This window comes from Cupriavidus campinensis (assembly GCF_905397395.1).
Classification (GTDB): domain Bacteria; phylum Pseudomonadota; class Gammaproteobacteria; order Burkholderiales; family Burkholderiaceae; genus Cupriavidus; species Cupriavidus campinensis.
Genome location: NZ_CAJPVH010000035.1, coordinates 44,682 through 60,486, shown reverse-complemented (window position 1 = coordinate 60,486; position 15,805 = coordinate 44,682). Strand labels below are relative to the sequence as shown.

At 65.1% G+C, this 15,805-nt stretch carries 15 protein-coding genes; 10 read left to right on the top strand and 5 right to left on the bottom strand.

Annotated elements, in window-relative coordinates; translation table 11 throughout:
• Positions 1-52: 52 nt before the first annotated feature.
• The 4 genes from KHO18_RS18665 to KHO18_RS18650 form a co-directional block, all read right to left on the bottom strand.
• Complete coding sequence (locus KHO18_RS18665; protein WP_144201593.1) at positions 53-622, bottom strand: RDD family protein; 570 nt, start codon at positions 620-622, stop codon at positions 53-55.
• A 69-nt stretch (positions 623-691) separates the two neighbouring features.
• Positions 692-1,501, bottom strand: a complete 810-nt coding sequence (locus KHO18_RS18660) for a DUF3106 domain-containing protein (protein ID WP_211943678.1) — start codon at positions 1,499-1,501, stop codon at positions 692-694.
• A gap of 1 nt (position 1,502) precedes the next feature.
• Complete coding sequence (locus KHO18_RS18655; protein ID WP_144201588.1) at positions 1,503-1,943, bottom strand: DUF3619 family protein; 441 nt, start codon at positions 1,941-1,943, stop codon at positions 1,503-1,505.
• Positions 1,940-2,506 (bottom strand): RNA polymerase sigma factor, encoded by a 567-nt coding sequence (locus KHO18_RS18650; protein ID WP_092292361.1) that lies wholly within the window; start codon positions 2,504-2,506, stop codon positions 1,940-1,942. The genes KHO18_RS18655 and KHO18_RS18650 overlap by 4 nt, the downstream gene beginning before the upstream one ends.
• 345 nt (positions 2,507-2,851) lie before the next feature.
• Between KHO18_RS18650 and KHO18_RS18645 the strand changes: the two genes are divergently transcribed.
• The 7 genes from KHO18_RS18645 (at position 2,852) to KHO18_RS18615 (ending at position 10,585) form a co-directional block, all read left to right on the top strand.
• Entirely contained in the window at positions 2,852-4,615 is a 1,764-nt protein-coding gene (locus tag KHO18_RS18645) for an acetolactate synthase 3 catalytic subunit (RefSeq protein WP_144201586.1), read from the top strand.
• On the top strand, positions 4,615-5,106 hold the full coding sequence (gene ilvN / locus KHO18_RS18640; RefSeq protein ID WP_008643328.1) for an acetolactate synthase small subunit: 492 nt from the start codon (positions 4,615-4,617) through the stop codon (positions 5,104-5,106). The genes KHO18_RS18645 and ilvN overlap by 1 nt, the downstream gene beginning before the upstream one ends.
• Before the next feature lie 128 nt (positions 5,107-5,234).
• Entirely contained in the window at positions 5,235-6,251 is a 1,017-nt protein-coding gene (gene ilvC, locus KHO18_RS18635; RefSeq protein WP_144201584.1) for a ketol-acid reductoisomerase, read from the top strand.
• Positions 6,252-6,517: 266 nt separating this feature from the next.
• Positions 6,518-7,180, top strand: coding sequence for a phosphatidylserine decarboxylase (locus KHO18_RS18630; RefSeq protein WP_144201582.1), 663 nt, complete (start codon positions 6,518-6,520; stop codon positions 7,178-7,180).
• A gap of 34 nt (positions 7,181-7,214) precedes the next feature.
• A complete protein-coding gene (pssA, locus tag KHO18_RS18625) occupies positions 7,215-8,120 on the top strand; it encodes a CDP-diacylglycerol--serine O-phosphatidyltransferase (protein WP_144201580.1) in 906 nt (301 codons plus the stop codon).
• Positions 8,121-8,226: 106 nt separating this feature from the next.
• Positions 8,227-8,730, top strand: coding sequence for a peptidoglycan-binding protein LysM (gene lysM / locus KHO18_RS18620; protein WP_144201578.1), 504 nt, complete (start codon positions 8,227-8,229; stop codon positions 8,728-8,730).
• Between the two features lie 316 nt (positions 8,731-9,046).
• On the top strand, positions 9,047-10,585 hold the full coding sequence (locus tag KHO18_RS18615) for a 2-isopropylmalate synthase (protein WP_144201576.1): 1,539 nt from the start codon (positions 9,047-9,049) through the stop codon (positions 10,583-10,585).
• A 126-nt stretch (positions 10,586-10,711) separates the two neighbouring features.
• Here KHO18_RS18615 and KHO18_RS18610 read toward each other — a convergent pair whose 3' ends face one another.
• Entirely contained in the window at positions 10,712-11,248 is a 537-nt protein-coding gene (locus KHO18_RS18610) for a hypothetical protein (RefSeq protein WP_211943677.1), read from the bottom strand.
• Between the two features lie 156 nt (positions 11,249-11,404).
• Between KHO18_RS18610 and KHO18_RS18605 the strand changes: the two genes are divergently transcribed.
• The 3 genes from KHO18_RS18605 to pnp all read left to right on the top strand — a co-directional run bounded on the left by KHO18_RS18605 (position 11,405) and on the right by pnp (position 15,738).
• Positions 11,405-12,697 (top strand): branched-chain amino acid ABC transporter substrate-binding protein, encoded by a 1,293-nt coding sequence (locus KHO18_RS18605; protein ID WP_144201573.1) that lies wholly within the window; start codon positions 11,405-11,407, stop codon positions 12,695-12,697.
• 172 nt (positions 12,698-12,869) lie between these two features.
• Positions 12,870-13,133, top strand: coding sequence for a 30S ribosomal protein S15 (gene rpsO, locus KHO18_RS18600; RefSeq protein ID WP_144201571.1), 264 nt, complete (start codon positions 12,870-12,872; stop codon positions 13,131-13,133).
• 442 nt (positions 13,134-13,575) lie between these two features.
• A complete protein-coding gene (gene pnp / locus KHO18_RS18595; protein WP_144201569.1) occupies positions 13,576-15,738 on the top strand; it encodes a polyribonucleotide nucleotidyltransferase in 2,163 nt (720 codons plus the stop codon).
• The last annotated feature ends 67 nt before the right edge of the window (positions 15,739-15,805 follow it).

Sequence of the window (15,805 nt, the reverse complement as noted above, 5' to 3'; positions counted from 1 at the left end):
GCCAGCGTCTGCGTGGCCACGGCCACGCGGCGCAGCGCGGCCGCCGTCAGGCTCATGATTTCGAGGCGGGGCGTGGGTCGCGCGGGTCGCGCAGGTCAATCAGGCGCGTGCCTGCCAGCCGGTCGTGCAGGAACTGGCGGCGCGGGTCGAGCCACGCCAGCGCAATCCACACCAGCAGGCCGGCCACCAGCACGCCGACGAACGGCCCGCGCGTGAGCCCGAGCGCGTGGCCGACCGCCGCCGCGGGCGGCAGCCACAGCCAGGCGAGCACATAGCGCAGCAGTGCGCGGGTCCAGTGCGGCGGCTCGCCGGCCGCCGTTTCGAGGCGGATGCGCCACGTCTGCATCGCCAGCGTCTGGCCGTTGCGCTGCCAGAACCACGTGAAGTAGCACGCCAGTACGACGAACATCCAGGCCTGATCGACATAGGGCTGGTCAAGGCCGAGCCGTTGCAGCACCGGCCGCGCCAGCAGATAGACCGCGCTGGCGGCCATGAGCACGCCGAACAGCAGCACGCCCTCATAGAGCATGCAGGTCAGGCGGCGGCGCAGCGTGGGCGTGCGCGGGGCGCGCGACGGCATGGAAGCGGGAGGAGCGGGGGTGGCAGGGCTGGCGGCGGGCATGGCGCGGGTTCCGGGTGAGCGGCAATTATGCCAAATCCGGGGCGCCGCGCCGCGCGGCCGGGGCGGGTGTTACTGGCGGGGGGTGTCGGGAGGGCTGATCGGCATGTCGGTGGCCGCCTCGCCCGTGACCGGCGGCGAGAGCGACTCGGGGGCCGGTTGCGCTGCTGGTGCCGAAGCCGCCACTTCTGGTGGCGTGGCGGGGGCGGCCGGTGCGGACGCGGCGGCGACAGGGGCCGAAGCGGGTGCCGCCGGTGTCGATGCGGTCAGCGCCGGCGGCAGCGCGGCGGCCGCGCTGGCGGGCTTGTTGGCGCGGATCTGGTGGCCGGTATCGGTCGGCAGGCGCTTGCCGGACGGTAGTCCGCTCACCGCGCCGGGGCGACGTGGCACCTTCTCGGCTGCCGCCAGTTCCTTTTTCTGCGCCTCGGGAAGCTGTTGGTAACGGTCCCACGCATCGGCCTTCTTCTCGGCCGGCACCGTGCGGGTGATCTGGTAGTTCTCGCGCGCCACGCGGCGCTGCTGGGGCGTCATCTTGACCCATTCGGCCATCCGTTCCTGCAGCCGCGCCTGTTCCTCGGGCTTCAGCGACGGGTAGCGGTCGGCAATGCGCTGCCACTTGCGGCGGTTCAGCTCGGGAATGGTGTCCCAGAGCGGGCGCAGCGGGGCGAGGATCTGCTGGTGCGACGGGGTCAGTTCGACCCACGTCGGATGGACATGGAACACGGGCGGCGCCGAGGCGCCCGCGCGGACCTCGTGGGCTTCGGCGGCCTGCGTCAGCTCGCCCGCGGCCAGCACGGCCACGGCGCCAAGGCTGGCGCACAGCGCGGTGAATCGGGCCAGCCGGCGCGGGGTGGCGTCGGAGCGGAAGTGAGCGCGCGCCATCCTATTGATCGCGGTCGTGCTTGAGGAACACGTGGAAGCCCTGGTCGGCATAGGCCGTGGGCGGCAGGTCGTCGAGCAGCATGGCGGCGTCCACATCGGCGAGCTCTTCCACGCGCTTCTGCTGCTGCCACTGGTAGATGCCGGTCACGCCGGCGATCAGCGCCACCAGCGTCCAGAGCAGGGCAAGCCGGCGCAGCCAGGCGCCAGCGCGGTGCAGTGGCGTGCTGTCGTCATCGTCGAAGATGGCGCCATGGCTGCCGGGCAGGGCGAATTGCGGCACCGTGGCCGGTGCCTCGGCTTTCTTTGCGGCCAGCGCCATGCGCCGCGCGGCAGCAAGCCGTTCGGCAATGTCCGCCGGCACGGCATCCGCCGAGGCATCGAGTGCCGAGCGGATCTCGCGGGCGAAGCGGCGTTCCTGTATATCTCGTTGGTTTCGGCTCATAGTCGGACCCCCCGTGCGCGCAAGGCCTGCGCCAGTGTGTGCGTTGCACGGGAACAGTGCGTCTTGACGCTGCCTTCCGAGCAGCCCATCGCGGCTGCCGTCTCGGCCACGTCCATATCCTCCCAGTAACGCATCAGGAAAGCTTCGCGTTGACGCGTGGGCAGACGCTGGATTTCCTGCTCGATGATGTGCATGACCTGTGCCCGCTCGACCTTGTCGGCGCTGCTTTCCGCAGATTCTGACCCGGCCTGGGCCTCGAGGGTTTCCAGCAGGTCGTTGTCATCGCCTTCGCGGTCGTCGCGCAGGTTCGAGAACAGCGTTACCCACGTGTTGCGTACTTTCTGGCGGCGGAAGTAGTCGTGGATCGTATTCTGCAGGATTCGCTGGAATAACGGCGCCAGTTCGGCGGCATGCTTGTCACCGTACTTTTCGGCCAGCTTGATCATGGCGTCCTGCACGATGTCCAGCGCGGCTTCGTCATCCCGCACGGCGAATACGGCCTGCTTGAAGGCACGGCGTTCCACGCTGGAGAGAAAGTCTGAGAGTTCCTGGTCGGTGGCCATGCAGGCAGGAATGTGCCGCGAAAGTCGCGCGGCGGGTCGCAAATGTCTGCGATGCTAGCAAAAAACAGCCGGCTTGGGCGATGCTGTATTGGTTTGCAGACAATATGCCGGAGGGGTCGCATGCGGCCGTTCGCCATCGTGGTGCGCGCACAAAAAAGTCTCCGGCAGGCCATAGACCACGCTGGTGCATTGCAGTATCATCATCGGTTCACGACATCAGTGGTTGTCTCATCAGACCGCTTATAAGGCGGTCTCTTCATGCAGACGCGCACCGCTTGAACCCGAGCCACAAGCCCGGCAGAGAGCATCCAAACAATTTTTTGCCGAAAATTGCAAAGGACTGAAATGAACATGCCCAGCGCGGAATTCTCCCACGCAGACAGCAATTCATCTGCCGCACCCGAAATGATCGGTGCGGAAATTCTCTGTCACGCACTCGCCGAAGAAGGCGTCGAATACGTCTGGGGCTACCCCGGCGGCGCGGTGCTGTACATCTACGACGAGCTCCACAAGCAAAAGAAGTTCGAGCACATCCTGGTGCGCCACGAGCAGGCTGCGGTCCATGCCGCGGATGGCTACGCGCGCGCCACGGGCAAGGTCGGCGTCGCCCTGGTGACTTCCGGCCCGGGCGTGACCAATGCCGTGACCGGCATCGCCACCGCCTACCTGGACTCGATCCCGATGGTGGTGATCACCGGCAACGTGCCGACCCATGCCATCGGCCAGGATGCCTTCCAGGAATGCGACACCGTCGGCATCACGCGCCCGATCGTCAAGCACAACTTCCTCGTGAAGGATGTGCGCGACCTCGCCGCGACGATCAAGAAGGCGTTCTTCATCGCTGCCACCGGCCGTCCCGGCCCCGTGGTGGTCGATATTCCGAAGGATGTCTCCCGGAATGCGTGCAAGTACGAGTACCCGAAGTCGATCGACATGCGCTCGTACAACCCCGTGAACAAGGGGCACTCGGGCCAGATCCGCAAGGCTGTAGCGCTGCTGCAGGGCGCCGAGCGTCCGTATATCTATACGGGCGGCGGCGTGGTGCTGGCCAATGCCAGCGAGGAACTGCGTCAGCTGGCCGCCATCACGGGCCATCCGGTTACCAACACGCTGATGGGCCTGGGCGCGTTCCCGGGCACGCACAAGCAGTTCCTCGGCATGCTCGGCATGCACGGGACGTATGAAGCCAACATGGCCATGCAGAACTGCGACGTGCTGATCGCCATCGGCGCCCGCTTCGACGACCGCGTGATCGGCAACCCGGCGCACTTCACCGCACAGGCACGCAAGATCATCCATATCGATATCGACCCCTCGTCGATCTCGAAGCGCGTGAAGGTCGACATTCCCATCGTCGGCAACGTCAAGGACGTGCTCCAGGAACTGATCGCCCAGCTGCAGGCCAGCGACGTCAAGCCCAAGCGCGAGGCCCTGGCCAAGTGGTGGGACCAGATCGAGCAATGGCGTTCGGTGGACTGCCTCAAGTACGACCGCCACAGCGAGATCATCAAGCCGCAGTACGTGGTGGAAAAGATCTGGGAACTGACCAAGGGCGACGCATTCATCTGCTCCGACGTGGGCCAGCACCAGATGTGGGCCGCGCAGTTCTACAAGTTCAACGAGCCGCGCCGCTGGATCAACTCCGGCGGCCTGGGCACGATGGGCGTGGGCCTGCCGTACGCGATGGGCATCAAGAAGGCGTTCCCGGACAAGGAAGTGGTCACGATCACGGGCGAAGGCTCGATCCAGATGTGCATCCAGGAACTGTCCACCTGCCTCCAGTACGACACCCCGGTCAAGATCTGCTCGCTGAACAACGGCTACCTGGGCATGGTGCGCCAGTGGCAGGAGATCGAGTACGACAACCGCTACTCGCACTCCTACATGACCGCGCTGCCTGACTTCGTCAAGCTGGCCGAGGCCTTCGGCCACGTGGGTATCCGCGTGGAGAAGACGGCCGATGTCGAGCCGGCGCTGCGCGAGGCGTTCCGCCTCAAGGACCGCACCGTGTTCCTGGACTTCCAGACCGACCCCACGGAAAACGTGTGGCCGATGGTCCAGGCCGGCAAGGGCATCTCCGAAATGCTGCTCGGCGCGGAGGACCTGTAATGCGACACATCATTTCGGTCCTGCTGGAAAACGAGCCCGGCGCGCTGTCGCGCGTGGTGGGGCTGTTCTCGGCGCGCGGCTACAACATCGAGACGCTCACGGTGGCCCCCACCGAGGATGCGTCGCTGTCGCGGATGACCATCGTCACCACCGGCTCGGACGACGTGATCGAGCAGATCACCAAGCACCTGAACCGCCTGGTGGAAGTGGTCAAGGTGGTGGACCTGACGGAAGGCGCGCACATCGAGCGCGAGCTGATGCTCGTGAAGGTGCGCGCGGTGGGCAAGGAGCGCGAGGAAATGAAGCGCACCGCCGACATCTTCCGGGGCCGCATCATCGACGTGACCGAGAAGACGTACACCATCGAGCTGACCGGCAACGGCGGCAAGCTGGATGCGTTCCTCGATGCCATCGACCGCACCGCGATCCTGGAGACCGTCCGTACGGGCGGCTCCGGCATCGGCCGCGGCGAACGCATCCTGAAGGTCTGACCGGCGCACCCGGCAGCGGCCACAAGCCAATCGCAGTATCCCCGGCGGCGCGACGCGTGAATCGGAACCAACGCCCGTGCCACGCCGCCACCCCTTATACGCAGACTTAGAAAATCGAAGGAATCATCATGAAAGTGTTTTACGACAAGGACGCCGACCTCTCCCTGATCAAGGGCAAGAACGTCACCATCATCGGTTACGGCTCGCAAGGCCACGCCCACGCACTGAACCTGAAGGACTCGGGCGTGAACGTGACGGTTGGTCTGCGCAAGAGCGGTGCGTCGTGGAACAAGGCCGTCAACGCCGGTCTGCAGGTCAAGGAAGTGGGCGAGGCTGTCAAGAACGCCGACGTGGTCATGATCCTGCTGCCGGACGAGCAGATCGCCGACGTGTACAAGAACGAAGTGCACGACAACATCAAGGAAGGCGCCGCGCTGGCCTTCGCGCACGGCTTCAACGTGCACTACGGCGCCGTGATCCCGCGCGCCGACCTGGACGTGATCATGATCGCCCCGAAGGCCCCGGGCCACACGGTGCGCTCGACGTACTCGCAGGGTGGCGGCGTGCCGCACCTGATCGCCGTGCATCAGAACAAGTCCGGCGCCGCCCGTGACATCGCGCTGTCGTACGCCACCGCCAACGGCGGCGGCCGTGCCGGCATCATCGAGACCAACTTCCGCGAAGAAACCGAAACCGACCTGTTCGGCGAGCAGGCCGTGCTGTGCGGCGGTACCGTCGAGCTGATCAAGGCTGGCTTCGAGACGCTGGTGGAAGCCGGCTACGCGCCGGAAATGGCCTACTTCGAGTGCCTGCACGAGCTGAAGCTGATCGTCGACCTGATCTACGAAGGCGGCATCGCCAACATGAACTACTCGATCTCGAACAACGCCGAATATGGCGAATACGTCACCGGCCCGCGCGTCGTGACGGAAGAGACCAAGAAGGCCATGAAGCAGTGCCTGACGGACATCCAGACCGGCGAGTACGCCAAGAGCTTCCTGCTCGAGAACAAGGCCGGCGCCCCGACCCTGATCTCGCGCCGTCGCCTGACGTCCGAGCATCAGATCGAGGAAGTGGGTGCCAAGCTGCGCGCGATGATGCCGTGGATTGCCAAGAACAAGCTGGTCGACCAGTCGAAGAACTAAGCTGACGACAGCTGGCAGGGCGGGGCCCCCGGGGCCCGCCGCCCTCGGCCGTCCAGCCCGCCGCCGGCCCCGCGCAGTGTTGCGTGAGGCATTTTGGCGGAGGCTGGACGGCTTTTTGTTATCCTTGTCGGACTTTATTCGGGCGCTGGCTCGAATCTTTCTTATTATTCGCGGCGATACCCCTACAAAGCCCCGACGGCGGCCAGTCCATGGCGCCGACCCGGCACGGCGTATCGTTTCTACCTGAACTTCAGACCAAGTCTTGCATGAACTATCCTCATCCGCTGATCGCCCGTGAAGGCTGGCCATTCCTGGCCGGCGCATTCGTCATCTCGCTGCTGGTGCATGTCAGCGCAGGTTTCTGGTGGGCGCTGCCGCTGTGGATTCTCACGATCTTCGTGCTCCAGTTCTTCCGCGATCCGCCCCGGCCGATTCCGTCGGCGCCGAACGCGGTGCTGGCGCCCGCCGACGGCCGCATCGTCGTGGTGGAGAAGACCCAGGACCCGTACGCCGGGCGCGAGGCGCTCAAGATCAGCGTGTTCATGAACGTGTTCAACGTGCATTCGAACCGCGTTTCGGTGGACGGCAAGGTCGAGAAGCTCGAATACTTCCCGGGCAAGTTCGTCAATGCCGATCTGGACAAGGCGTCGGTGGAAAACGAGCGCAACGCCATCGTGATTCGCCGCGCGCAGGACGGCAAGGTGGTCACGCTGGTCCAGGTGGCCGGGCTGGTGGCGCGCCGTATCCTGTGCTACACCAAGGTGGGCGACACACTCTCGCGTGGCCAGCGTTACGGCTTCATCCGCTTCGGCTCGCGCGTGGACGTGTACCTGCCCGTCGATGCGCGCCCGCGCGTGACGATTGGCGAGAAGGTGTCCGCCTCGTCGACCGTGCTGGCCGAACTGGACGTGCAGGGCGCGCAGCAGTAAGCCGCCGCCGTCCACACTGATAGGAGAGGCTGGCATGGGTGCCTTCAATCGACGGAACAAGCGCGTCAGCATCGGCAACGTGACGCATCTGCGACCGTTCCGCCGCAACCAGTTGCGCAACGACCCCGGCTACGACGAGGCCGAGGAAGGGCCCGACATCGAGTACGTGCGCCCGCGCCGGCGCGGCATCTACCTGCTGCCCAACGCGTTCACCACCGCCGCGCTGTTCGCCGGCTTCTACGCCATCGTGGCGGCGATGAACGGCCACTTCGACTCGGCCGCCATCGCCATCTTCGCGGCCATGGTGCTGGACGGCATGGACGGCCGCGTGGCGCGCATCACCAACACGCAGAGCGCATTCGGCGAGCAGTACGATTCGCTTTCGGACATGACGTCGTTCGGCGTGGCGCCGGCGCTGGTCATGTACACCTGGATCCTGCGCGATCTCGGCAAATGGGGCTGGATCGCCGCGTTCGTCTACTGCACCTGCGCAGCGCTGCGTCTGGCGCGCTTCAACGCCAATATCGGCGTGGTGGACAAGCGTTTCTTCCAGGGCCTGCCAAGCCCGGCCGCGGCGGCACTGGTGGCCGGCTTCGTCTGGCTGGTCATCGACAACAAGCTGCCGGTCAGGGAGCTGTGGATGCCGTGGGTCGCTTTTGCGATTACGCTCTATGCGGGCCTGTCGATGGTCTCGAACGCCCCGTTTTACAGCGGCAAGGCGCTGGACGTGCGCTACCGCGTGCCCTTCGGCATGATGGTGCTCGTGCTGGTGCTGTTCGTGGTGGTTTCCACCGATCCGCCGGTGGCGCTGTTCGGGCTGTTTGTGGCCTACGCGGTGTCAGGCTACCTGCTGTGGGCCTGGCGCGCGCTGCACGGCGAGCCAGGCGGGGTACGCAAGGCACGCGCCGGCGGACCCGACGGGCTCGGCGGCGGTAACTAGCAAGCATGGCAACAGGGCGTCTTCGGGCGCCCTGTGTCGTTTCGGCGGCATTTCAATCCGCATCACGCGGGTCGCATTACGTTCCACTCACCGTCAGGAGAATGTCATGGGCATGTTTGACTTCATCAAGGAAGCGGGCGAAAAGCTGTTCGGCAAGGGCGAGGCCAAGGCTGCGCAGGAAGCGGCCAAGGCGGACGCCTCGGCAGAGAAGGTGGAGGCCGCCAACCGCGCCGCCGGCGACGCCATCGAGGCCTACATCAAGCAGATGGGGCTCGACGCCACCGGGCTGATGGTCCAGGTGGACGGCTCGCAGGGCAAGGCGACGGTGTTCGGCGTGGCGCCGGACCAGGCAACCCGGGAGAAGATCATCCTCTGTGCCGGCAATGTGGAAGGCGTGGAGTCGGTGGAGGACAAGATGTCCGTCAACGTGGAGTCCACTGAATCGCAATGGCATACCGTGGTCAAGGGCGACACGCTCTGGGCCATCGCCCAGGTGGCCTACGGCAATGGTGCCGAGTACAACAAGATCTTCGAAGCGAACAAGCCGATGCTTTCGCACCCGGACAAGATCTATCCGGGTCAGAAGCTGCGGATTCCGCCGAAGGGCTGAAATCGGCCCGGGTCGGCCCGCCTTGCACGCGCGCGCCAAACCGGATATAGTCCCCGACATGATTTCGCGCCAGTCCCTACTCGCCCGCACCACTCTAGGTGGCCTACTAGGCCATCGGGTCGGGACGCGCGCGCGCTGAGGGACGCTATCGCCCTAGCGCGGAATCACCAGGAATTTTCCTAGTTTTCAAACGCCCCGGCCTGCACCCATGCACGCCGGGGCGTTTTGCATTCGATTTCGAGGACTGCGACGCCCGGCGGCACCAAGGACGGGACGGCACGGCACACAACAAGGTACAGCCCAGGAGCTCCACAAAATGTCTGACAAACTCATCATTTTCGATACCACCTTGCGTGATGGCGAGCAGTCGCCCGGTGCCTCGATGACCCGCGAAGAGAAGATTCGCATCGCGCGCCAGCTGGAACGGCTGAGGGTCGATGTGATCGAGGCCGGCTTTGCGGCCAGCTCCAATGGTGACTTCGAAGCCATTCGCTCGATCGCCCAGGTGGTCAAGGATTCGACGATCTGCTCGCTGGCGCGCGCCAACGACAAGGACATCGCCCGCGCGGCGGAGGCGCTCAAGCCGGCCAACTCGTTCCGGATCCATACGTTCATCGCCACCTCGGCGCTGCACATGGAGAAGAAGCTGCGCATGACGCCGGACCAGGTGTACGAGCAGGCGCGCCTGGCCGTGCGCTTCGCGCGCCAGTTCACTGACGACATCGAATTTTCGCCAGAAGACGGCAGCCGTTCGGACATGGACTTCCTCTGCCGCGTGCTTGAGGGCGTGATTGCCGAAGGCGCGACCACGATCAACCTGCCCGATACGGTTGGCTACGCGGTGCCCGAAGGCTACGCGGACCTGATCCGCTCCGTGCGTGAGCGTATCCCCAACTCGGACAAGGCGGTCTGGTCGGTGCACTGCCACAATGACCTGGGCATGGCCGTGGCCAACTCGCTGGCCGCCGTGAAGCTGGGCGGCGCGCGCCAGATCGAGTGCACGATCAACGGTCTCGGCGAGCGGGCCGGCAACACGAGCCTGGAAGAGGTGGTGATGGCCGTGAAGACGCGCCGCGACTACTTCAACATGGACGTGAACATCGACACCACGCAGATCGTGCCGGCCTCCAAGCTGGTCTCGCAGATCACCGGTTTCGTGGTGCAGCCGAACAAGGCCGTGGTGGGCGCCAACGCCTTCGCGCACGCCTCTGGCATCCATCAGGACGGCGTGCTCAAGGCACGTGACACCTACGAGATCATGCGCGCGGAAGACGTGGGCTGGACCGCCAACAAGATCGTGCTCGGCAAGCTCTCGGGCCGCAATGCGTTCAAGCAGCGCCTGCAGGAGCTGGGCATCGAACTCGAGAGCGAGAGCGAAGTCAACGCCGCCTTCGGCCGCTTCAAGGAACTGGCCGACCAGAAGGCCGAGATCTTCGACGAAGACATCATGGCCATCGTTTCGGATGAGGCGCACGACGTGAACGAGCACTACCGCTTCGTGTCGCTGTCGCAGCGCTCCGAGACCGGCGAGCGCCCGCATGCGCGCGTGGTTTTCAATATGGATGGCAGCGAGCAGACTGGTGAAGCCGAGGGCAATGGTCCCGTCGACGCCACCATGCATGCCATCGAAGGCAAGGTCAACAGCGGCGCGGAACTGGTGCTGTACTCGGTGAACGCCATCACCACCGGCACACAGGCGCAGGGCGAAGTGACCGTGCGGCTGTCGAAGGCCGGCCGCATCGTCAACGGCGTGGGCACCGATCCGGACATCGTCGCGGCATCGGCCAAGGCCTACCTGGCCGCGTTGAACAAGCTGCACGACAAGGCCGTACAGAAGATCAACCCGCAGATCTGACCTCCGATCCGCGTACCGGCGCCGGGGGCCCACAAGGCCCCCGCGACCATCAGCCGCCCGTCAGTCGCGTATCCCGCGACGACGGGCGGTTTTTCGTTGGATGGCGATGTCTCGCAATCGATACGGCTACGGGCGATCGGAGCGGTCGTACAGTGGATCTGGCGTGATCTGGGTCTGGCGCAGCAAGCCGGCGTCATCGAAATAGAAATTGAACAGCGAGTACCACTGGTCTTCGTGGCGGAAGCGGTAGCTCCACACCTCGCGTTTCATCAATGGAAAGTACTGATTTGGCTCGCGCGGGGCACCGAAGTGCTCCAGCACGTCTTTCTTGGTCCAGACATTGACCTGCGCCTTGTACAGTTCCGGCGTCCGGAGCATCTGCCGGAAATTCGTCAGATTGCCATTCTTGTCGAAGTCGGCGGCGTACGATTCCTGGCCCAGCGGCTGTTTCGAATAGAACCAGCGCACGGTGCCGTCGTCGAGCTTGTAGACGTCGGTGGGCTTGCCGAAGGTGGCCATCACGGCGCTCTCGGGCTGGCCGACCAGTTTCAGGCCGGTATCCACCGGGGCCAGGGCGGTACAGGCGCTAAGCAGGGCGGCGCCCAGGCCCAGAGCCACGGTCTGGGCCAACCGGCGGCCGGAATATCGGAGGGGGGAGGTCATGGGGATTTCTCGACTGGCGATCGTACGAATGCTGGAAGTGTAGTCCGGTCCGGCGCCGATGTGCATCGGACGCTGCTTTTTTCATGGGATTGCCCCCATCGCCCCGGCTGCCGTACCATCCACGCCTTCGTCGTGCGATGTAGAAGGGGAGTGAGGATGTCCGGAGCGGAAAAGGGGTGGCGGCGCGGCCCGTGGTGTGCATGGCTGGCGGCGACGCTGCTGTGCCTGGCGGGGAGCGCGCATGCCCAGGGCGAGGCTGGCGCGCCGATCCGGCTGGGCATGATCGAGGGGCTGTCCGGCCCGTTCGCCAATGCCGGGGACGCCGTGGCGCGCAACCTGCGCATTGCCATCGACCGCGTCAACGCGCGCGGCGGCGTGAAGACCGCCGAGGGCGCCCGTCCGCTGGAACTGGTCACGTTCGACAGCAAGGGCAATGTCGATGAAAGCCTGATCCAGTTCCGCGCGCTGGTGGACAAGCGCATCCCCTTCGTTTTGCAGGGCAACAGCTCGGCCGTGGCCGGGGCGCTGGTGGCGGCGATCAATCGCCACAACATGCGCCAGCCGGAGGCGCGCGTGCTGTTCCTCAACTACTCGGCCGTCGATCCGGCGCTGACCAACGAGAATTGCAGTTTCTGGCATTTCCGCTTCGACGCGAGTTCGGACATGCGCATGCAGGCGCTGACCGAGGCGATTCGCGGCGAACACACTGTCCGCAAGGTCTACCTGATCGACCAGGACTACAGCTTTGGTCACCAAGTGGCGAAATCGGCACGTGAGATGCTGGCGGCCAAGCGGCCGGACATCCAGATCGTGGGCGACGAATTCCACCCGATCGGCAAGATCAAGGATTTCGCGCCGTACATCGCCAAGATCAAGGCCAGCGGCGCTGACGCTGTGATCACCGGCAACTGGGGCAACGACCTGACGCTGATGGTCAAGGCCGCGCGCGAGGGCGGGCTGGGCGCCCGCTTCTATACGTTCTACGGCAACGGGCTGGGCGCGCCGGCGGCGATGGGCGATGCCGGCGTGGGCCGCGTGCTGGCGGTGGCCGAGTGGCACCCGAACGTGGGCGGCGCAGCGTCCGACGCCTTCTACCAGGCATTCCGCACCCGCTACCCCGAGCCGCGCGACGACTACGTGCACCTGCGCATGCAGATGATGGTGGAAATGCTGGCGCGGGCCATCACCCAGGCCGGCTCCACGGATGCCGTCAAGGTGGCGCTGGCGCTCGAGAACATGCGCTTCACCAACGATTTCCACGACGCCACCGTGCGTGCGGACGACCACCAGGTGCTGCAGCCGCTCTATGTTTCGGTCATGGCGAAGCAGGGCGGGGACGTGCGCTTCGACAACGAAGGGTCTGGCTACGGCTTCCGCACTGTGAAGAAGCTCAAGACCGCCCAGACAACCCTGCCCACCACGTGCCGCATGGAGCGCCCGGCGAGCTGACCGGGCAGGCCGCGCGGACGGATTTCGCCGCGCCGGCAAATTCGGCTATAATCCGCGGCTGTCGTGCAAGGACCCCTGCGCACGGCGCATGCCTCAGTCCATACCAGGCTTCAAGGCACGACGCAGGTGGCGCATCCCGCGCTGCAGCGTTCGCAAGTGAAAGGAAATCATCATGGCAATCGCCAACAAGTCCGAAGTTATCAAGCAGTTCGCCCGCGGCACCAACGACACGGGTAGCCCCGAAGTTCAGGTCGCCCTGCTGACCACCCGCATCAACGAACTGACCCCCCACTTCAAGGCCAACATGAAGGATCACCACAGCCGCCGCGGTCTGCTGCGCATGGTGAGCCGTCGTCGCCGCCTGCTGGACTACCTCAAGGCCAGCGACGCTGACCGTTACCGTGCCCTGATCGAAAAGCTGGGCCTGCGTAAGTAAGGTCTGCGGATGGCAGCACGAATCCTGCACAAGTTGTTCCTGCACGATTTCACGTGAGGCCGCGATGCCTGCGTCAGCTTTGCTGAGGCAGGCATTTTGCTTTTCTGGTCCGGCGGCATCCCCGCCGGGCCGGCATTGATTGTGATGTTTGCTTCACTAAGTCGTCCTGGCCAAGCAGCCCGGGCGCCCGTTGCGCCAAGACGTGTAACGGAGTAAGTTACCTCGCTCTTTATATTGCTCTGTGACCGGAGCCGGCCAAGGAACCGGGGTTTTGTGTCATTCCATCGCCGCATCGCCAGCCTGGTGGTGTTGCGATGGAATGGCATAGCACTTCCCTGAGACTGCGACCGGCATGAATCCGGCAGTTCGCCTGCCGCTGTGAGCGCAGGCGTCGCGGGACGCGCGTGTGTGCGCCCCGCATGCATGTATCAAGGAAACGCTCATGACCATGTTCAACAAGATCGTCAAGGAATTCCAATGGGGCCAGCACACGGTCCGTATGGAAACCGGCGAAGTCGCCCGCCAGGCTGGCGGTGCCGTAATCGTCGACGTGGAAGACACCGTGGTGCTGGCCACCGTGGTGGCAGCCAAGAGCCCGAAGGCGGGCCAGGACTTCTTCCCGCTGACCGTCGACTACATCGAAAAGACCTACGCTGCCGGCAAGATCCCCGGTGGCTTCTTCAAGCGTGAAGGCCGTCCGTCGGAAAACGAGACGCTGACCTCGCGCCTGATCGACCGTCCGCTGCGCCCGCTGTTCCCGGAAGGCTTCTACAACGACGTGCAGGTGGTGATCCACGTGCTGTCGATCAACCCGGAAGTGCCGGCCGACATCCCTGCGCTGATCGGCGCGTCCGCCGCGCTGGCCGTGTCGGGCATTCCGTTCAACGGCCCGGTGGGTGCCGCCCGCGTGGGTTACAAGGATGGCCAGTACCTGCTGAACCCGACCCGCTCGCAGATCGCCACGTCCGACCTGGACCTGGTGGTGGCCGGTACCGAGCGCGCCGTGCTGATGGTGGAATCGGAAGCCCAACAGCTGTCGGAAGACGTGATGCTGGGTGCCGTGGTGTACGGCCATGAGCAGATGCAGATCGCCATCAACGCGATCCACGACCTGGTGCGCGACGGCGGCAAGCCCGAGTGGGACTGGGCCCCGGCAGCCAAGAACGAGCCGCTGATCGCCAAGGTTGGCGAGATCGGCCTGCCGCTGCTGCAGGAAGCCTACCAGTTGCGCCAGAAGTCGGCCCGCAGCCAGAAGCTGAAGGAAGTCTACGCCGCAGTGACCGCCGGTCTGGCCGAAGCTGGCGTGGAAGCCGAGAAGGTGGAAGTCGGCAACATCCTGTTCGACCTCGAAGCGAAGATCGTCCGTGGCCAGATCCTGGCCGGCGAGCCGCGCATCGACGGCCGCGACACGCGCACCGTGCGCCCGATCGAGATCCGCTCGTCGGTGCTGCCGCGCGCGCACGGTTCGGCCCTGTTCACGCGTGGGGAAACCCAGGCGCTGGTGGTGGCCACGCTGGGTACCAAGAGCGACGAGCAGATTATCGACGCGCTGGCCGGCGAATACCGCGACCGCTTCATGCTCCACTACAACATGCCCCCGTTCGCCACTGGCGAGACGGGCCGCGTGGGCAGCCCGAAGCGTCGTGAAATTGGTCACGGCCGTCTGGCCAAGCGCGCGCTGATCCCGGTCCTGCCGAAGGACGACGAGTTCGCGTACACGATCCGCCTGGTGTCGGAAATCACCGAATCGAACGGTTCGTCGTCGATGGCTTCGGTCTGCGGCGGCTGCCTGGCGCTGATGGACGCCGGCGTTCCGGTCAAGGCGCACGTGGCCGGTGTGGCCATGGGCCTGATCCTGGAAGGCAACAAGTTTGCCGTGCTGACCGACATCCTGGGCGATGAAGATCACCTGGGCGACATGGACTTCAAGGTGGCCGGCACCGACGCGGGCATCACCGCGCTGCAGATGGACATCAAGGTCCAGGGCATCACGAAGGAAATCATGCAGGTGGCGCTGGCGCAAGCCCGCGAAGGCCGCATCCACATCCTGCAGAACATGCAGGGCGCGATGGGCCATGCGCGTACCGAGCTGTCGGCACACGCACCGCGCATGATCACGATGAAGATCCATCCGGACAAGATCCGCGAAGTCATCGGCAAGGGCGGCTCGACCATCCAGGCCCTGACCAAGGAGACCGGCACCACCATCGACATCGGCGAAGACGGCACGATCACGATCGCGTCGACCTCGACGGAAGGTATGGCGGAAGCCAAGCGCCGCATCGAGGGCATCACCGCGGAAGCCGAAGTGGGCAAGATCTACGCCGGTACCGTGCTGAAGCTGCTGGACTTCGGTGCCATCGTGAACATCCTGCCGGGCAAGGACGGCCTGCTGCACATCAGCGAGATCGTCAACGAGCGCGTGAAGGACATCAAGGACTGGCTGAAGGAAGGCCAGCAGGTGCGCGTGAAGCTGATCCAGGCCGACGAGAAGGGTCGTCTGCGCCTGTCGCTGAAGGCAGCGCTGGCGGAAGAGGGCGGCAGCATCAGCCCGATCGTCCAGAGCGACGCCCCGGCGGCTCCGGCCTCGCCCGACCAGCAGTAAGCCGGTTCCGCAGTACCCGTAGTCCTCGTAGTACCAAAAAAAGCGGCTGGCGATGTCCAGCCGCTTT